Here is a 17,776-nt window from a genome sequence, read left to right on the forward strand (position 1 = left end):
TACTAGGTGGAGTTGTAATGTATCAAGAAGCGTGGAAGCGAATGCTTGAGGCCGATCACATTGTTATTGTCTCTCATGTTCATCCCGATGGCGATACATTAGGAAGTGCTTTAGCTTTGTATGACGTGCTAACACGTGTAGGAAAAAAAGTAACGCATTACAATAAAAACAGCGAACTGCCACAGTCCTATGACTTTTTGCCAGGCTATTCGAAAATTAAACATATCTTGCCAAAGAGTTTTGATTTGGTTGTCAGTTGCGATTGTTCGACACGCGATAGACTCAAAATTCCTGAAGGGGATTATGACATTATCAACATTGATCATCATGTAACCAATCATTATTTTGGGTATATGAATCTTGTCATTGATCGTTTTACAAGTGCGGGTATGGTCGTGTATGAGCTTCTTAAAGCCAATACCATTGAGATAAGTAAAGAGTGCGCCATTTGTCTTTATACGGCTATTGCGGATGATACAGGCTTTTTTCTTTATGGTGATATGGACGAAGCGACCTTTAAAATTGTAGCGCAGTTGGTTAAATGTGGGGCAAATCCCCAAGAAATTGCTTCAAAAGTAAAGCGAAGAGAGCCGCTTTCAAAAATACGACTTTATGGCTATATGCTGAATCATTTTGATTTGTATGAAAATGGACGCATTGCCACGATTATTTTTGATAAAGCAACGCTTGAAGCGACAGGAGCGAGAAGGCATGATACAAAAAATATCGTGAATATGCTCAGGAGCATTGTTAATGTAACGATTGCCATTATGATTTTAGAGGAAAAAGAGGGAGGCTACAAAGTCTCATTGCGGAGCAAAGACATTAATGTCTCAAAGATCGCTTTAGCATATCAAGGTGGTGGTCATAAAACTGCCGCGGGATTTGAAGTCTCTACGTGCGACCCTAAAGCACTTCGAGATGAAATTGTAGAAAAAATCAAAAGGATAGATAAAGAATGAAACAGCAAAGAAAATCTTCAATAGCAGCCTATACGCTAGGATTTATTTTTCTCGTTTTAGTGGGTGGAGTGACTTATTTGTATAACTCAAGTTTATTTGAAAGAGAAACTCCTAAAATTACGCTTGTAAAAGAGATCGAGTGGAATTTGAAAGACCCTATAAAAGTACAAGTAGAGGACAATAGCGGACTTCGATTTGTACGTGCTTCGCTTTTTGATGGAGAAAAAAGCGTTGTATTGGATACAAAAGAGTTTAAAACGCCAGAAAAAGTCATTGATTTAAATCTTACGTTTCCAAAAACAGGATTTGGTGCCAATAAAAAAGCATTTGAGTTAACCATTGAAGCTACCGATGCCAGCAAATGGAACTTTTTTGCAGGTAATAGTGTGAGTGAAAAGTCTATTATTAAAGTCGATACCAAAAGACCTGAGGTTAATGTCATTGGAAGTTCGTATAAAATTATGCGAGGTGGCGTTGCTACCGTAATTTTCAAGGCACAAGATGAGGCAATGAAATCGCTTTATATTGAGACAAACTTTGGAAAGAAATTTTATCCAACACCTTTTTACAAAGATGGGTATTATATCTCATTGGTTGCATGGCCAACACATATTGAAAGTTTTAGTGCTTCTGTGGTTGCCATTGATCGTGCTGGAAACTTGACCAAAGCGCATATTCCTTATTTTTTGCAGGATAAAAAATATAAAACGTCAACCATTGCTCTTGAAGATCGATTTTTAGATGGCAAGATCGCTGATCTTATTTCAGAAGTGGCACCAGAAAGGTCTTCGCTTAACAAAATAGAGAAATTTAAATTTGTCAATGAAGATATGCGTAAAGGAAATGAAGCCAATATTTTAAAAGTAACATCAGATGTTCCCAAAGAGTTGGTTAGTGGATTTTATCTTAAAGCTTTTTACCCTTTACGTAATGGCAAAGTGGTTGCAAGTTTTGGCGATCACCGTTTTTATGAGTATGATAAACAGCCCACCAGCGAATCGTATCATTTAGGTTTGGATCTTGCAAGTAATGCACAAGCGACAATGTTAACCTCTAATGATGGAGTGGTTGTCTTTGCCCGTGAAAATGGGATTTATGGTAATAATATTATTATCTCTCATGGTTTAGGTGTTTACTCGCTTTACGGGCATTGTTCTAGTTTTATGGTTAAAGAGGGCGATGTCGTTAAGGCAGGGGAACCTATTGCTAAAACAGGAATGACAGGCTTGGCACTTGGTGATCATCTCCATTTTGGTATGTTTGTTCAAGGTGTAGATGTTAGACCTGAAGAGTGGATGGATGATGTATGGCTTAAAGAAAGCGTCTTTAATGTAATAGAATCAGCAAAGAAGATTATGGATAGATGAAAGTAACGCAAAAAAATGTGAGAGTGTTTCATATTGAAATTGATGATGAAGCCTCTTTCTTAGAGTATTTTAGAAAAAATACACTTCTTTTGAAGGAATTCTTTTTGCTTGTTGAAGGGAGTATAACGAAGAATATTGCTTTTGTTTTAGAGCAAAGCGGGGTTTGTTATAAAGAAATTAACAACTGTACTATTCGTTTTGGTGGAATCAAAAAAGAAGCGCCTTTAGTTGAAGAAGAGCCTAAGAAAGAGGTGATTTCAGAAGTCCTGTCAGAACCTCAACAACTGCCAAAACTTAAACTTTATGATCGACCTATTCGTTCTGGAGAAGAAATTATTGAGAGTCTTCCTATTGTAATTTTTGGTCGTGTCAACAGTGGTGCAAAAGTTTTTTGTGAAGAGAGTATGAGTATTTATGGTATTATTGACGGATTAGTGCAGTGCGATGGTGAATATATTGTGCTCAGTGGTATCAGCCCGAGAGGTCATCTCATTTTTAATGGGGAGATTGTGGATAGAGAGAGATTGAAACAAAATGTGCTTCAAAAAATTATTGTGCGCGATAATGTTATTGAGATAAAGGACGTTGGGTGAAACAAACCACATTAGCCAAGGCAGTTAGCGGTGTTGGAATAGGACTTCATAAAGGCACACCTATTCAAATACATTTAGAACCACTTGAGGCAAATAGCGGTATTATTTTTTACCGAAGTGATGTAGGACTTTTGGTTCAAGCGTTACCTCAAAATGTTGTCAATACTCAAATGGCAACTGTCATTGGAAATTCGAGTGCTTATATCTCAACGATTGAACATCTTCTCTCTGCTGTGTATGCGTATGGTATTGATAATATTCGTGTCGTATTAGATGGGGCAGAAGTACCTGTTATGGATGGGAGTAGTGCTAGTTTTTGTATGATGCTTGATGAAGCAGGCATACGAAAACTTGAAGCAACGAAACAAGTGTTGATTATCAAGAAAGAAGTTGAAGTTCAAGATGGGAAAAAATTTGCACGTGTAACACCTAGTTTAAAACCAACGTATCATTTTATGATTGAGTTTACCCATCCTTCCATTGGTAAACAAGAGTATAGTTTTGAGTTTAGTAAAAAGAACTTTATTGAAGAAATATCACGTGCACGCACCTTTGGTTTTCTTAAAGATGTACAGATGCTACGTTCTCGTGGGCTAGCACTTGGAGGATCACTTGACAATGCCGTTGTTATGGATGACAATAAAATTCTTAACCCTGAAGGATTACGTTTTTCAAATGAGTTTGTAAGACATAAAATTTTGGATGCTATTGGTGACCTCTCTTTATTAGGAGCCCCTTTTGTTGGGGATTATACCTCATATGCTGGTAGCCATAATCTCAATCATGAACTCACAAAAGCAATTTTAAGAGACCCAAGCAATTATGAAATTAGAACATTGAGTATAGAAAAAGCACAAGAGTTTGAAAAGGTTTACGCATAAAAACAGCTGTTGATATTGTTGTTATTACACTTACTTCGCCTTTACATGTAGGCATTTATCAAAATAGTCAATTGATGAGAACCTTTGATGCAATGGAACAGACCAGTGAGGCATTGCCTTTATTATTTGAAGAAATTTTAAAAGAATATACTCCAAAGCGACTTTTTTTTGCAAAGGGTCCTGGCAGTTTTATGGCCATTAAAATTACCTACATTTTTTTGAGAGCACTGAGCATCGCACTTGCAATTCCACTTTTAGCTTGTGATAGTTTTGTTTTTAATAAAGGAAAACCGATTCGAGCAATGCGTAATCTTTACTTTATTAAAGAGGCTAAAGAAATTAAAACAATACGTCTAGATAATCCAGTTGAACAGATTTTTACCTTGCCGCAAGTTTTAGATGAAGCGCTTTTTTCCTATGAAAATGAACCACTCTATATGTTACCAGCAGTTTAGGAGCGATGTGTGAAGATAAAAATACCCGCAACCAGTGCTAATTTAGGACCAGGATTTGATTGTCTTGGACTTGCTATTGCACTGTATAATGAAGTGAGCATTAAGCCATCAAGTTATCAGAGTATCTCTGTGAAAGGAGAAGGCGAAGAAAATGCAAAGCTTAAAAAAAATAATATTTTTGTCTCTATATTTTATGACATTTATCAAGAATTGGTAGGTAAAAAAGACCTGTTTCGTTTTGAGTTTTATAATAATATTCCTTTTTCACGGGGGTTAGGTAGTAGTTCTGCCGTTATTGTAGGGGCTATTGCAAGTGCGTATGAAATGGCAGGTGTTAAAGCAAGTAAAGAGAATATTTTAAATAAAGCTATTTTATATGAAACCCATCCAGACAATATTGCACCTGCTGTTTACGGGGGATTTACAAGTTCCATAGTGGAGCATGGGAAAGTAAAAACACTCAGAAAAGAGTTGAGTGCCAAATTAAAAGTAGTGATGGTGATCCCAGATCGTCCTATGTCAACAGCGCAGTCACGAACATTACTTCCGAAATCATATTTAATGAAAAATACGGTTTACAACCTTTCACGTGCATCTTTACTGACAGCAGCTTTTTTTAGTGAAAACTGGGAGTTTTTAAAGGTGGCATCGAGAGATTGTATGCATGAGCATCGCCGTATGAAGCAACTCAAAGAACTTTTTGAAGTGCGTGAAATTGCTTTAAAAAATGGTGCATTGATGAGTACACTCTCAGGGAGTGGTTCATCATTTTTTAGCCTTGTTAGGGCTGAAGATGCTCAAAAAGTTGCAACAGCTCTTAAAAACGCATTTGGAATGTTTAGAGTGGAAATCTTCGATTTAGATAACAATGGTTTTGAAATCGTAAAAAGCTGAAAAACAGCTAAAATTTGATATAATCAGGCGCAAAAATGAGTCAACCCATACGAATGTGCATTGTTTGTAGAGAGAGATCTTTACAAGGAAGTTTACAAAGATTGCAGATTGTAGACGGAAAGCTCGTGCTCTTTTCCAAGGTAGGAAGGAGCTTTTATATCTGCAAGGCATGTATGACAAACAATGAAAAGAAAGTTGTAAAAATACTCAACAATAAATGCAAAACAAATCACAAAGCAATGATGGAATTTGGTAAAATTTTTAAGGAGATAGGGTCGAATGGATAAAGTTCGTATAGCAGAAATAGCAAAAGAATTGGGCATGAAAAATAAAGATATCATCGAAAAAGCGATGGGTATTGGTTTGGATGTCAAAGGACATGCAAGTGCAATTACTACAGAAGATGCCGAAAAACTTATAAACTATATTTTAGGTGGAGAAAATGCACAAGCAAGTAAACCATCTGCTCAACCTAAAACTCCAGAAATTAAAAAAGTTGAAGTTGTAGAGATACCACCACTACCTGTCGTTGAAAAACCCATAGTACATGAAGTAATAACGCCTAAAACGAAAACTTTAAAAGAAAAAGAGCTTGAAACAGGGGTCATTGCTAAAGCAGTCCTTCACGATGATGAAATTGCTAAAGTCGCACTAGAAGCATCTGGTGATGCAGAAGAGGATATGGAAGAAAAATTAGATCCAACAAATGTACGCAAGCGCAGAGGCTTGGTAATTGTTAAAAAGAAACGACCAGATGTAAAAGAAGTCGAAGTTCAAGAGAAAGAAAGTCCATCCTCTTTTTATGGCTCACGTGAAAATACACCTTCACGAAGCATTGAGTCTATGTTTTCCTCTTCAAATGCTGCCAGTGAATTACAAAAGAAGAAAAAGAAAGTAAAAAAAGTACCTGCAGAGAAAAAAGCAAATGCAGAGAAATTAGATCTTACATTGAATATTGAAATGGCAGATACGAATATTGATACGGAAGAAGAGGATATGATTGTTCTCCCCGATCTTAATGTTGGTATTACCATTAATGAAGAAGCTAAAAAGAAAAAACAGATTGATCCAAGTCAAATTAGAACGACGAAGAAAACCAACTTTGTGATGCAAGGAATTCAGAGAGTGGGACGTAAACGCAGACGTCGCCCTTCCCAAGTTCAAGAAGTTGAAGCCATCAGTGCGATTGAAATCCCTGAAGAGATTAGAGTTTATGAGTTTGCGGAAAAAATCAATAAATCGGTCAGTGAAGTCATTAAAGAGCTTTTCTCGCTCGGTGTAATGTTCACTAAAAATGACTTTTTAGATAAAGATTCGATTGAAATTTTAGCGGACACTTTTGGCGTTAATGTGACAACGGTCAATGATCAAGAAGCCTTTGACTATGTTAAAGCCTACGATGAAGAGGGAGAGGCGGGTGAACAACATCTTGTTGAACGTGCACCTGTTATTACGATTATGGGTCACGTTGATCATGGTAAAACTTCACTACTTGATTATATTAGAAGTGCCAAAGTAGCCGCAGGCGAGGCGGGTGGTATTACGCAACATGTGGGTGCTTACATGGTTGAAAAAAATGGTAGAAACATTACTTTTATTGACACTCCAGGCCACGAAGCTTTTACGGAGATGCGTTCACGCGGTGCAAAAGTTACCGACATTGTTATTGTTGTAGTTGCTGCCGATGATGGTGTTAAACCTCAAACGAAAGAGGCAATTGAGCACGCTAAAGCAGCAGGCGTTCCTATTATTATTGCTGTCAATAAAATGGATAAAGAAGCCGCTAATCCGGATCTTGTCAAGGCGCAACTCGCAGAGCTTGGCATTACACCTATTGATTGGGGTGGAGAGCATGAGTTTGTTCCGGTATCTGCCAAAACGGGTATGGGTATCGAAGACTTGCTTGAAACTATTTTATTACAAGCGGATCTTCTAGAGCTAAAAGCCGATCCAAGTAGAGAAGTTAAAGCAACGGTTATTGAAAGCTCCCTTGAAAAAGGACGTGGTCCTGTAGCTACTGTTGTTATCGAAGATGGTACGATACGCGTGGGTGACATTGTTGTTGCAGGCATTGCTTTTGGAAAAGTAAAAGCATTGTTGAATGATTTAGGTCAGTCTGTTAAAGAAGCACTCCCAGGTGAGCCCGTTGTTGTGCTAGGTCTGAGTGAAGTTCCTGGTGCTGGCGAAACATTGATTAGCGTTAAAACGGATAAAATTGCACGTGAATATGCGAAGAAAAAAGCAGAATACCTCCGTCAAAAAGAACTCTCAAAAACAACAAAAGTAAGCCTAGATGATTTGAGCGCCATGATTGCAGAAGGTGCTTTAAAAACATTACCAGTTATTATTAAAGCAGACGTTCAAGGTAGTCTTGAAGCGATCAAAGGTAGCTTAGAGAAGATCAGAAATTCTGAAACAAAAGTTCATATTGTTAGTGCAGGCATTGGTGGAATTACTGAGAGTGATGTAGCACTTGCGAGTGCCAGTTCAGATTGTATCATCTTAGGTTTCCATGTACGTCCAACAGGTATCGTGAAAGAAAAGGCTCGCAGTGCGGGTGTTGAGATCAAAACTTATAACATTATTTATGATTTGATTGATGATGTCACAAACTTAGTGACAGGTCTGATGGCTCCTGTTATTCGTGAAGAAAATATTGGTCAAGCAATCGTTAGAGAAGTCTTTGCTGTTCCTAAATTAGGTCATATTGCGGGTTGTATTGTTACCGATGGCACGATCAATAGAGGTGTCAAAATTAGGGTTATTCGTGATGGTGTTATCATCTATGAAGGCAGTGTTTCTTCTCTTAAACGTTTTAAAGATGACGTTAAAGAGGTTGGTAAAGGCTATGAATGTGGTGTGGGCATTGAAGGCTACACCGATATTAAAGTAGGCGATTATATCGAGAGCTTTAAAGAGGTTGAAGAAAAAGCGAAACTATGATAGACAAAAGTATTAAAATTCAGAGAACCCAAAGCGTTTTAAGAGAGCTCATTCCTGAAGCACTTTCCACTTTAGAAGACGAGATGCTTCGTGGTGTTTGTGTGATTGATGTCGAGTGTAGTCGTGGAAAGTACGATGCAATTGTTTATTTAGATGGTTCAGTTTATGATGAGGCAGAAAAGCGTTATATTCTCTCTCATCTCGATCGCGTTCAGCGTCATATCCAAACACACTGCATGCAAGCGGAAGGTTGGTTTCGCTGTCCGAATTTTAGATTTCGTTTTGATGATAGTTTAGAGCGCCAAAATAAGATGGATGCGCTGTTTGCAAAGGTTGAAGAAGAGCTCAAAAAAGGTAAAAATAACGATGCTTGATAAAGAACAGATGGTCAAAATTGTTGAGAGCTGCGGCGTCTCCTTGTATGACACCGAAGTAGTTAGTGAATTTGATAAAAGAATTTTTCGCCTTTACATCACTTCCAAAGAAGGCATTAGTCTTGATAAATGTGTCGAAGTGAGTCGCATCTTATCGCCTATTTTTGATTTAGAGCCACCCCTTGAAGGTGAATACCTTTTTGAAGTCAGTTCTCCTGGAATTGAGCGCAAATTGACAAAACCTGAACATTTTACAGCTTCTATTGGCGAAAAAGTCAAAGTAAAACTGAACAGTAAAGAGAAGTTTATTGGTCTTCTTGAAGCCTTTACTCACAACGTCGCTTCTGTGCGTGTTGAAAATGAGCTCAAACAGATTTTGCTGGATGAGATTGAAAGTATCCGAACTTATTTTGAATGGTAAGTGCATTTGATACTGTTTTAATGCAAAAAGCACTGGATGCCGCTTGGGCCTATCAAGTGCTAACCTTCCCAAACCCTGCAGTGGGTGCGGTTGTCAGTAATGGCCAAGGTGATGTTTTAGGTATTGGCGCACATCAAAAAGCGGGAATGCCTCATGCAGAAGTGCTTGCACTTAAAGCAGCGTATGAAACACTCACCGAAGATAGACGCATCCACACTATAGAAGACGCAACGGAGCTTCATACATTTTTAAAAGAACACCATAACTCTCTTTTTCACAATCTGACATTACATGTAACGTTAGAGCCATGCCATCATTTTGGTAGAACACCTCCTTGTTCAGGATTAATCGACGCTTTAGGTATTAAACGTGTCGTCATTGGTTCCTTTGATGAGAGTAACACTGCCAAGGGTGGTGGTGCTTTTTTACAAGAGAAAGGGGTTAATGTTACATTTGGGGTACTGAAAGAAAAATGTGATCTTCTACTCACGCCTTTTACATGTAAAGAAAAAAAACGCTCTTTTATTTTTTTTAAACTTGCAGTGAGTAGCAATGGCGTGGCAACTGGAGGGATTATTACCTCTCTTGACTCGCGAAAAATGGTACACAATTTGCGAAATTGCTGTGATCTTTTAGTGATTGGTGGCAATACGGTACGAACCGATAGACCTATTCTTGATGCACGATTGTGTCATGGTAAAGCACCCAATATTCTTATCTTTTCCAAACAAAAATCATTTGATGTAACGATTCCCCTTTTTAATGTTCCCCATCGTTCTGTGATGATTGAAGAGACACTGGATAAAATCAATGACTATTCAATGGTTATGATCGAAGGGGGGCAACGTATGCTTGACGCTCTTTCAAAAGAGGTTAAATGGTATTTAATTTTTGAATCACCCCGTGCAAAAGAGGGCGAAGCAATTATTTTACCTCGGGGGCTCCAGAAGATTTTTTCTCAAAAAGTAGGTGAAGATACTATGAGTTGGTATTACATGCATGGAGAATGATTTTTTTATCTTTGAAATTCTGATAGTCTTGCTAGCAGGATTCTTTCATGGTATTGTCGGTTTTGGCTTCCCTATGATTGCCACACCACTCTTTGTTCTTTTCCTAGACCTCAAACAAGCTGTTTTATACACGCTTTTTCCTACACTGGTAACCAATGTTGTCAGTCTTAAAAAAGCAAACTCTTTTAGTGATATCTGGCAAAGATTTTGGCTGTTGATTCTTTCAGTCATGATAGGAAGCATTGTTGGAACGTATTTACTGGTAGCCTATTACAGCCATTATTACAAATTGATTTTAGCGGGAGTCATGCTCTTATATCTTAACAAGGAGCGCTTACATCTTTCTTTAACACGCGCTGTTGCGGAACAAAAAAATATGACGACCATTATCATGGGAGTTCTAAGCGGTTTGGTAGGAGGTATGGCGAATATCATGTCCCCCGTGTTAATTATGTTGATCTTAGAGTTTAAATTGGACAAAAAACGTGCTATTGGCGTGATGAGTTTCTGTTTTATTGCCAATAAAACTTTGCAAATACTCATTTTTGGTTACCATGGCAGTTTTAATATGGAAAATAGTGCACTGATTATGCTTTTTGTCTTTATTTCACTGATAGGTTTTTGGATAGGAAATAAAATACATGAGCGTATCGATGAAAAGCTTTATACAGCTATTTTAAACAAGATACTTTGGGTAATTTCATTTTATCTGATTTACTCTACCTTTTACATGTAAAGATTTTTTTTCGCTAACAGTAATTTTTGAGCTTCTTCGTAGCGTGGTTTAGCCAAGGATAGAGTCTTTGAAATTAAGGGCGCATATTTTTCATAGGTTTGCCATACTTGAAGGGCTCCTTCCTTTTTGCCTTTGCAGGCAAGCGCTAAGGCGGTGGAAGCGTTAATAAGACCTTTGAGGATTTTGGCTTCATCTGCATAGTCTGGGAGTTTTTTAAGACGATGCCACTCTATTTCTAATACTTCATGACCCTCAACAAATTGCTCTTTCGAAACGACCTTTATAAATTCTTCTATGGCAATCATATTACTTCTTTAGTTTCGGTTTAGGTGAAGGCTCATGCAAATAAAATCCTTGTCCAAATTCGATACCAAGTTCTTGCACTTTTTCTAAAATATCTTTATTGTGTATAAATTCAGCAACGACTAAAATACCAAGGTTTCTTGCAAAATGAGCGATCGTTTTAACCGTCGCATAGGCATTATCATCTGTATCGAGATGTTTAATCAGCGAGCCATCAATTTTGATAAAATCAACATTTAAACGTAAAAGGTATTCAAAGTTAGAGTATCCTGATCCAAAATCATCAATCGCGAGTAAGCAGCCATGCTCTTTTGCTTGCTGTAGAAATGTTTGAACTTCTGCTGAGTTTTCTAAGCCTTCTGATTCAACCAGCTCAAGGGTGATATGTCCTTTGAGAGAAGGATACTGTTTGAGTAGATCGAAGAGCAGTTGAACTGTATCTGACGTTAAAATATCTTCTTGTGTAATATTGATTGAAATATCACAATATAGCTCAACAGCAGCTCTAAATCCCTCTTGCATAACAAAACGCGTCAGTTGGTCATACAGATGGATACGCTTAGAAAGGTCAATAAAATGGTAGGGAGAAATAATGTTGCCTTTCGCATCAATGAGACGAATGAGCACTTCGTATTTTTTACGTGATGGTTCCTTTACATGTAAAGGAACAATTTCTTGGAAGAAAATAGTAAAGCGATTTTCTTTAAGGGCACTCATCAGTGTTTCATTCCATTGGATATCTTTTTGAAGGCGCTCTTCGAAGCCTTTGTTGTCATCGTAAATAACGAAAGCTTTATGCGATATTCGTGCTTCTTTCATCGCAATTTCAGCGCGATTGTAGAGATAGCTCGCTCCATTTGCAATACCACAACGAAGGGAAAGAGGATAAAATGTATTTTGGATCAAAAGTCCCTCATGATTTAGAATCGTCAGGATGTGGTGGCACTCATCGTTAAATGTATTGTCGGGGATAGACGTGTCACAATAAAGGGCAAATTCATCACTATGCAGGTGAAAAAATTGCCATGACTTAGACATAAGTTGTTTGATAGTGATGGCTAAATGGCGCAAGTAAAGATCACCAAAGGCTTGTCCATGCAAGGTATTGATGTCACGAAAACCAGAAATATTTAAAATGGCTAAATGGGGGTTACTAGCGTGTTCAATGGCTTCTAGGAGCACTTTACGGCTTGGTAATTCAATAAGTTTATCTTTGCGCAGATGATCCACCTGCTCAAAAAGTTCACTTACATCATAACGAATAGCAATGTACTCTTGAATATTTCCTTGATCGTCAAACAGAGGCATAATCACTGATTTAACATAGTAGGCGGTTCCATCTTTGCGTCTATTTTTCACAACACCTTTCCATGTTTTCCCTTCTTTGAGTGTTGTCCACATCTCTTTAAAAAAACTAGGAGGGTTATCGGGGTGACGCACAATATTGTGGGGCTTACCTAAAAGTTCGGACTCGTTATAGCCAGAAATAGCGATAAATTGTTTGTTAGCATAGGTAATAATACCTTTGGTATTGGTCTTTGAAACGATGGTATTTTCATCTACGGCCTCTTTGTAGTGTTCTAGAAGGTTCGTCTGTTTCTCATGATCATAAATGAGATGTGCAATTTCGCCCAATTCATCTTTTTGGCGTGAGAGAGCTGCAATATAATTAAGGTTATGGCTTTTAAGTGCCATAGAGATACGCTTAATCGGTATAAAAATAATGTGTTGGGTGAGGAAATAAAACAGCACTATTGCACTGAGAATAATAATGAACCCTATCAATGCCGTAGTGTTTTGAAATTCATTCATAAAAAGCAAAAGTGAAGGGGAATAGTTAAAATCGAGATAGCCAATCACTTCATTTTGTAAGGAGAAAAGTGGAAGTTCAAAATGCTGATCACCAAAAGGGTGATTTTCTTTTTGAAACAGCGTGGCGTATCCAAGCGTCATATGTTCCATATTTGTGAGGAACGCTTGATCAAAAAGACGTCCTAAAAGCAAAAATCCTATGGGATTGCCTGCTTGTACTAAATGGGATGAAGCATAAATGGGAGTTAAAAAAAATTGAACAAATGTTCCATTTTCAAAGTGATAAAACTCTCTTAATGAAGAAGATGAGGCATTAAATGAAGATAAATCAAGATTTATGTTTTGTACTTCATCACTTTTATGGGTATAAACCTGTTTTTTTGAAGCATCCAATATAAAAATATAATGGAGTCCAAATGTAGAGAGTAGAGGTTCTAAATGATCCTTGCTTTTGGCCAAATCTGGGGTATTGATAAATGCCTTTATTTCATCCAAACGTGAGTAGTTAAGACTTATTTGCCTTAACACACTCTTTTCAAGATTTAAGACAGCTTTATAGCGCTCAAATACGCTACTTTGCTCTTGTACAATCTGACTTTCTTCTTGCGTTTTTTTGACAAACCAGACACTCGTAATGAAGATGAGTGTGAATGAAAGGATGATTGTGCTGTAAAGTGCGTATGTTTTTGCTATTTTCATGCTCTAGTATAGTTAAATGAGATTTAAATTTGCTTTATTTTAAAAAATAAGATAAACTATTTTCCTAGAAAGATGAGGTTCGAGTTCATCTTTGGTAGTTTTTTGATACGTGACCTTTAGTTAGCATCCTAAAATACTCCAAAAATACTCAATTTTCTACTTTTCGATACTTATTACAGGAGCATACGATGGCTTTATTAGAGGGAACCGTTAAATGGTTTAACAATGAAAAAGGTTTTGGTTTTATCCAACCAAATGATGGCGGAAAAGATGTATTCGTACATTTTCGTCAAGTTAATAGATCAGGTTATGGTCGTGTTTCTTTGGCAGAAGGCCAAAAAGTTACTTATGAACTAGGCGAAGGTCCAAAAGGCCCACAAGCTGAGAACGTAACAGCACTATAATTCTTCGGGGGAGATTCTCTCCTCCACCTCTTTTTTAAACCAATAGCTAAAAACACTTCCTTTTGCTTCTTCTGATTTCACTTCGATCACAATATTATATTTATCACAAATACTTTTGACAATACTTAGACCAATTCCAAAGCCACCTTTATAGATATCGCCTCGGTAATGACGCTCAAAAACTTTTCCAATCTCTTTAATTCCTACTCCTTGATCTTTGACTTGAAAGAAAAGCTGTTGATTTTCTTCTTTGAGTAGGACATGAATAGTGGTTTTAGGTGGAGAATATTTAATCGCATTGGTTACATTGTTATCAATAATGCGTTGAAGTTCAATACGGTTGATACAGACATACTGGTCAGGATCAATGTGTGCGACAATGCTAATCTCTTTTGAAAAGCTCAATGCTTCAAAATATGCAATACGATCTTCTAAAAACGTCGAAAAATTGAGCACTTCGGTTGTGTAAGTAATGGTTTTGTTTTTGATGAGGTATTCAAGATCATCATAGAGTGTTGAAAGTGTCGAGAGTGCCGCAAGGGTTCGACTGAGGCGTTTATCTTTGTATTTTTGTACCAAGCCTTCTATGTTGAGTTGCATAATGCCTAAAGGCGTTTTAAGCTCATGCATCACATCGGTAAAAAAGAGGTTCATCCGTGTGGACGTTTCGATGTAGGGTTTGAGAAGTAGTTTTAAAAGAAGGTACGAAAAGAGTAACATTCCGACTAAAACAATACCTATAATCACTAAAATATCAAAAATAACTTGCGAATGGGAGATCTCTTTTTGCACGATTAAAAACTTTACATGTAAAGCATTGGGTGCAAGAGGCTGTTTATAAAAAAGAGAAGAATTATTTTTAAAAAACTCATCGTTAAAACTAGGGATAGGCTCTTCGATCAGTGAAAAAACAATGTGGTTGTTGGCATCTAAAAGAGCGCTTTTAAAGATGATGGAGCGTGGAAACAGAAAGGTTTTTTGCAAAGGAAGAATACTCTGAATGGTTGATTCAATCTCTTTGGCGTAAGAGCGCAACTGGACTTCTTGGTTGACTTGACTCAGGCGCAACGAAACGGAGAGGTAGTTTAAAATCGGAAATGAGACCAGTAAAAGGGTAAGAAGGGTGAGAATAATAGCAAAGATAAACGCATTTTTGGTTTCACTTTGCAATTTTATATCCTATCCCTTTAGCCGTAATAATAAAATCTTTATCGGTCTTGTCACGTAGTTTTTTAATGAGCATGCGTATATCGTTTTCGCCCACCTCTTTGCCTTCCCAGACGTATTCATGAATGAGCTCGATGGAGATAAAATTCCCTCTATTCTTGACTAAAACAAAAAGAAGTTTTCGTTCATAATTACTCAAATTAACCTGCATCTCTTCAAACCAAAGAGTCTGGTCATTACTGTGGTAAGAAAAGCCATGTGTGAGTGGTATGACATCAAGTGTGCTATGAAGGTGGTAACTTTTAAGCGTTTGCGAAACACGGTATTGAAGCTCTTTGAGTGAAAAAGGTTTGCGTAAATAGTCATTGCACCCCAGCTCATAACCTAAAGAGAGGTTGTTAATGTCGGTGAGTGAGGTAATAAAAATGATGGGTAGATCAAGTTTGGCTTTACGAATCTCTTTTAAAATTTCATAGCCATCCATATGAGGAACACGTATGTCTAAAAGGGCCAGATGGTACTGTTTTTCAAAAAGTGCATCAAGGGCGAGAAGTCCATCTTCAAAGGCATCTACATCGTAGCCCATCTCCTCAAGAGAATCTTTAATACTCTCATTATAAGTGTGGTCGTCTTCAAGAAGTAAAATCTTCATCGAATGAGTACCTCACGTTTTTCGGAGTTTTGAATCGCAGGCTCTAGCGTTTTTACATGTAAAGGTGTTGTATAGGGTGTCAGAGAAGCACGAAGGAGCAAAGACTCCTTCAGTAAAGCTTCCCCAAACCAGATACCAATATAGCCAACCTGTTTGGCTTCGATGTCAAAGAGGGGTGTAAAGCCAAAGAGTACACCATTTTGTCTTGCAAAGCCTTTCTCTAAAGTTGAGGTAGAGATGATGGTACTTAAGGCATTGATGCATCCGCTAGGGCAGCTATTGCTCACAATGACATAGTTATCAATTTGATCCAGTTCTTTCATCCATTCACCAACTTCTAAAAGTTCTTTATCCATCAAAACAACGAAATTAATCTTTTTTGCATTGAGCTTTTGGGCAACTTCATCAAAACTAATGATAATCTCTAATGAACCTATAAACGTCTCTTTCGCATAAATAGGGCACAGTGCTTTAATGTTCAAACGTTTACCAAGTTCAATGGCAACGAGAGGCATTTTGGTTTGTTGAAGTAGTGCTATCCCTTTGCGAAACGTTGAAAGGTCATCTCCATAATCATCAAAATCCCAACTTCGCACATAGGCTTTTGCATCTTTAGTATGAAGTTGTACTTCAAGATTTTCAATTTGGAGATACTGTTTTATTTTAGCAATTTCGCTCTGTAATGTTTCAAAAAGTAACGCCCTGTCGTTGCTGAGGTAACCCTCTTTAAGTGTTTCATTTTGAGAGAGCATCAGTGCTATACTTAAAGCAAGTTGTTTTTCATTTGAAATGAGCTCTTGAGTGAGTCCTAGAACACTCTCCACACTGTTTTTAGCATCTTCGATATAGAGGTTATGGTTAGCGCGATAGATCAAAAAGCCAAGGCTGAGTACTAACGCGAAAAAGAGTCCAAAAAAGAGTGCAAAGATGCGAAAATTTTTGATGACAGATCCTTTTTAATAGAAACCATTGCCAAATTATACCTTAAAAGTACAATGGAGAAATTGACGATAAATTGACATGAGAAGCGTATGATAATCCCATGAATTATTCTAAAGGAGGCTTTTATGAAGGTAGATTTGATGCTAAAATTGGCATTGGTCGCATCCTGTGCAAGCGGGCTTTTTGCATTTGATGTCGGTGAACTTGCGAAACGAGGTGACCAAGGTTTTAAGCCAGTGGTGGTCAAGGATTGGCAAGCGCCTGATGAAAAAACGATTCCCAACAATCAATTTGGCAATGATGTGCGCTATGGTAAAGCATTAGTGCAAGAGACCTATAAGTACATAGGTCCTGAAGTTGCCGATAAAAAAATGCGATATGCTGGTAATAACCTTGCGTGTAATAGCTGTCACTTGGATGCAGGAACTAAAAAATACTCTGCAGGATTTATGGGTGTATTTGCTTCCTTTCCTCAATACAGTGCACGCGAAAATGCTGTCGGTACGATCGAAGAGCGCATCAACGGCTGTATGCAACGCAGTATGAATGGTAAACCATTGCCTGAAAGCTCTAAAGAAATGAAAGCAATAGTAACCTATATGTATTGGCTTGGGCAAGGTATTCCTGTAGGTGCGAAAGTGGAAGGAAGCTCTTTAACCAAAGTCGATCGTAAAATGATTATGAGTCGTGCAGCCGATCCAATTGCGGGTGAAAAAGTGTACAAAGAGATGTGTGCATCCTGTCATGGGGACAATGGACAAGGTGTTAAACGTGAAGGCAAAGCGATGGGCTATGAGTTTCCACCACTGTGGGGCAAAGATACCTACAACACGGGTGCTGGTATGTTTAGACTGATTAAAGCAGCGGACTGGATTGTGGCAAATATGCCTTTAGGTGCAACCAGCGATGCTAAAATTTTGAGCGACGCTCAAGCCTATGATGTCGCAGCGTATATCAACAATTACGACAAAGAACGCCCAATCAAAGCCAATAAAGACAAAGACTTCCCTGATCTTAAAGTCAAAGCCGCCGATAGCGATATTGGACCTTATGATGATAACAAAACACGACTTCAACATAAAGTGGGCCCTTATCAAGGCATTATTATCCCTGCTAAAAAAGCAGAGTAAGTACCCTGTGGCAAACTTCGGTTTGCCACTA

The 17,776-nt window shown here is 37.8% G+C and carries 18 protein-coding genes; 13 read left to right on the forward strand and 5 right to left on the reverse strand.

Annotation, left to right across the window (positions count from 1 at the left end; translation table 11 throughout):
- Positions 1-17 precede the first annotated feature (17 nt).
- From SJPD1_RS01410 to SJPD1_RS01465, 11 genes are all read left to right on the forward strand, one after another.
- Positions 18-962 (forward strand): DHH family phosphoesterase, encoded by a 945-nt coding sequence (locus SJPD1_RS01410; RefSeq protein WP_096045638.1) that lies wholly within the window; start codon positions 18-20, stop codon positions 960-962.
- Positions 959-2,329 (forward strand): peptidoglycan metallopeptidase Pgp6, encoded by a 1,371-nt coding sequence (gene pgp6 / locus SJPD1_RS01415; RefSeq protein ID WP_096045639.1) that lies wholly within the window; start codon positions 959-961, stop codon positions 2,327-2,329. The genes SJPD1_RS01410 and pgp6 overlap by 4 nt, the downstream gene beginning before the upstream one ends.
- Positions 2,326-2,922 (forward strand): septum site-determining protein MinC, encoded by a 597-nt coding sequence (locus SJPD1_RS01420; RefSeq protein WP_096045640.1) that lies wholly within the window; start codon positions 2,326-2,328, stop codon positions 2,920-2,922. The genes pgp6 and SJPD1_RS01420 overlap by 4 nt, the downstream gene beginning before the upstream one ends.
- Positions 2,919-3,803 carry a UDP-3-O-acyl-N-acetylglucosamine deacetylase gene (gene lpxC, locus SJPD1_RS01425; RefSeq protein WP_096045641.1) on the forward strand — a complete coding sequence of 295 codons (885 nt, stop codon included), beginning with the start codon at positions 2,919-2,921 and terminating at the stop codon, positions 3,801-3,803. The genes SJPD1_RS01420 and lpxC overlap by 4 nt, the downstream gene beginning before the upstream one ends.
- Positions 3,804-3,877: 74 nt before the next feature.
- Positions 3,878-4,258 (forward strand): hypothetical protein, encoded by a 381-nt coding sequence (locus tag SJPD1_RS01430; protein WP_226372219.1) that lies wholly within the window; start codon positions 3,878-3,880, stop codon positions 4,256-4,258.
- A 9-nt stretch (positions 4,259-4,267) separates the two neighbouring features.
- A complete protein-coding gene (thrB, locus tag SJPD1_RS01435) occupies positions 4,268-5,152 on the forward strand; it encodes a homoserine kinase (protein WP_096045643.1) in 885 nt (294 codons plus the stop codon).
- Positions 5,153-5,431: 279 nt separating this feature from the next.
- Complete coding sequence (gene infB, locus SJPD1_RS01445; RefSeq protein ID WP_096045644.1) at positions 5,432-8,095, forward strand: translation initiation factor IF-2; 2,664 nt, start codon at positions 5,432-5,434, stop codon at positions 8,093-8,095.
- Positions 8,092-8,469, forward strand: coding sequence for a 30S ribosome-binding factor RbfA (gene rbfA, locus SJPD1_RS01450; protein WP_096045645.1), 378 nt, complete (start codon positions 8,092-8,094; stop codon positions 8,467-8,469). The genes infB and rbfA overlap by 4 nt, the downstream gene beginning before the upstream one ends.
- Complete coding sequence (locus tag SJPD1_RS01455) at positions 8,462-8,890, forward strand: LSm family protein (protein ID WP_096045646.1); 429 nt, start codon at positions 8,462-8,464, stop codon at positions 8,888-8,890. The genes rbfA and SJPD1_RS01455 overlap by 8 nt, the downstream gene beginning before the upstream one ends.
- A complete protein-coding gene (gene ribD, locus SJPD1_RS01460) occupies positions 8,884-9,900 on the forward strand; it encodes a bifunctional diaminohydroxyphosphoribosylaminopyrimidine deaminase/5-amino-6-(5-phosphoribosylamino)uracil reductase RibD (RefSeq protein WP_096045647.1) in 1,017 nt (338 codons plus the stop codon). Before SJPD1_RS01455 ends, ribD begins: the two co-directional genes overlap by 7 nt.
- Complete coding sequence (locus SJPD1_RS01465; RefSeq protein WP_096045648.1) at positions 9,890-10,636, forward strand: sulfite exporter TauE/SafE family protein; 747 nt, start codon at positions 9,890-9,892, stop codon at positions 10,634-10,636. Before ribD ends, SJPD1_RS01465 begins: the two co-directional genes overlap by 11 nt.
- On the opposite strand, the gene SJPD1_RS01470 is transcribed toward SJPD1_RS01465, so the two are convergent.
- Both SJPD1_RS01470 and SJPD1_RS01475 read right to left on the reverse strand, forming a co-directional pair.
- Positions 10,627-10,941: a DUF309 domain-containing protein gene (locus tag SJPD1_RS01470; RefSeq protein WP_096045649.1), complete on the reverse strand. Its 315-nt coding sequence runs from the start codon at positions 10,939-10,941 to the stop codon at positions 10,627-10,629. The genes SJPD1_RS01465 and SJPD1_RS01470 overlap by 10 nt on opposite strands.
- Before the next feature lies 1 nt (position 10,942).
- Positions 10,943-13,450, reverse strand: coding sequence for an EAL domain-containing protein (locus SJPD1_RS01475; RefSeq protein WP_096045650.1), 2,508 nt, complete (start codon positions 13,448-13,450; stop codon positions 10,943-10,945).
- A 188-nt stretch (positions 13,451-13,638) separates the two neighbouring features.
- Here SJPD1_RS01475 and SJPD1_RS01480 point away from each other — a divergent pair, with 188 nt between their 5' ends.
- A complete protein-coding gene (locus tag SJPD1_RS01480) occupies positions 13,639-13,854 on the forward strand; it encodes a cold-shock protein (RefSeq protein ID WP_025343528.1) in 216 nt (71 codons plus the stop codon).
- Here SJPD1_RS01480 and SJPD1_RS01485 read toward each other — a convergent pair.
- From SJPD1_RS01485 to SJPD1_RS01495, 3 genes are read right to left on the reverse strand one after another with little or no spacing between them, the layout of a single operon-like run.
- Positions 13,849-15,024 (reverse strand): sensor histidine kinase, encoded by a 1,176-nt coding sequence (locus tag SJPD1_RS01485; RefSeq protein WP_096045651.1) that lies wholly within the window; start codon positions 15,022-15,024, stop codon positions 13,849-13,851. The genes SJPD1_RS01480 and SJPD1_RS01485 overlap by 6 nt on opposite strands.
- Entirely contained in the window at positions 15,014-15,673 is a 660-nt protein-coding gene (locus tag SJPD1_RS01490; RefSeq protein ID WP_096045652.1) for a response regulator transcription factor, read from the reverse strand. The genes SJPD1_RS01485 and SJPD1_RS01490 overlap by 11 nt, the downstream gene beginning before the upstream one ends.
- The gene (locus SJPD1_RS01495; RefSeq protein ID WP_167750041.1) at positions 15,670-16,548 is read right to left on the reverse strand and encodes a cache domain-containing protein; all 879 of its coding nucleotides are present in this window, start codon (positions 16,546-16,548) and stop codon (positions 15,670-15,672) included. Before SJPD1_RS01495 ends, SJPD1_RS01490 begins: the two co-directional genes overlap by 4 nt.
- 192 nt (positions 16,549-16,740) lie before the next feature.
- Between SJPD1_RS01495 and SJPD1_RS01500 the strand changes: the two genes are divergently transcribed.
- Positions 16,741-17,745, forward strand: coding sequence for a c-type cytochrome (locus tag SJPD1_RS01500; RefSeq protein WP_096045654.1), 1,005 nt, complete (start codon positions 16,741-16,743; stop codon positions 17,743-17,745).
- The last annotated feature ends 31 nt before the right edge of the window (positions 17,746-17,776 follow it).

Origin of the sequence: Sulfurospirillum diekertiae, assembly GCF_002309535.1 — a bacterium.
Taxonomy (GTDB): Bacteria; Campylobacterota; Campylobacteria; order Campylobacterales; family Sulfurospirillaceae; genus Sulfurospirillum; species Sulfurospirillum diekertiae.

Excerpts from the sequence above, each read along its gene's own strand:
- SJPD1_RS01500 (WP_096045654.1), top strand. The coding sequence starts at position 16,741 with ATGAAGGTAGATTTGATGCTAAAATTGGCATTGGTCGCATCCTGTGCA.
- SJPD1_RS01490 (WP_096045652.1), bottom strand. The coding sequence starts at position 15,673 with ATGAAGATTTTACTTCTTGAAGACGACCACACTTATAATGAGAGTATT.
- SJPD1_RS01420 (WP_096045640.1), top strand. The coding sequence starts at position 2,326 with ATGAAAGTAACGCAAAAAAATGTGAGAGTGTTTCATATTGAAATTGAT.
- SJPD1_RS01455 (WP_096045646.1), top strand. The coding sequence starts at position 8,462 with ATGCTTGATAAAGAACAGATGGTCAAAATTGTTGAGAGCTGCGGCGTC.
- SJPD1_RS01465 (WP_096045648.1), top strand. The coding sequence starts at position 9,890 with ATGGAGAATGATTTTTTTATCTTTGAAATTCTGATAGTCTTGCTAGCA.
- pgp6 (WP_096045639.1), top strand. The coding sequence starts at position 959 with ATGAAACAGCAAAGAAAATCTTCAATAGCAGCCTATACGCTAGGATTT.
- ribD (WP_096045647.1), top strand. The coding sequence starts at position 8,884 with ATGGTAAGTGCATTTGATACTGTTTTAATGCAAAAAGCACTGGATGCC.
- SJPD1_RS01430 (WP_226372219.1), top strand. The coding sequence starts at position 3,878 with ATGAGAACCTTTGATGCAATGGAACAGACCAGTGAGGCATTGCCTTTA.
- rbfA (WP_096045645.1), top strand. The coding sequence starts at position 8,092 with ATGATAGACAAAAGTATTAAAATTCAGAGAACCCAAAGCGTTTTAAGA.
- SJPD1_RS01475 (WP_096045650.1), bottom strand. The coding sequence starts at position 13,450 with ATGAAAATAGCAAAAACATACGCACTTTACAGCACAATCATCCTTTCA.
- infB (WP_096045644.1), top strand. The coding sequence starts at position 5,432 with ATGGATAAAGTTCGTATAGCAGAAATAGCAAAAGAATTGGGCATGAAA.
- SJPD1_RS01480 (WP_025343528.1), top strand. The coding sequence starts at position 13,639 with ATGGCTTTATTAGAGGGAACCGTTAAATGGTTTAACAATGAAAAAGGT.
- SJPD1_RS01470 (WP_096045649.1), bottom strand. The coding sequence starts at position 10,941 with ATGATTGCCATAGAAGAATTTATAAAGGTCGTTTCGAAAGAGCAATTT.
- SJPD1_RS01410 (WP_096045638.1), top strand. The coding sequence starts at position 18 with ATGTATCAAGAAGCGTGGAAGCGAATGCTTGAGGCCGATCACATTGTT.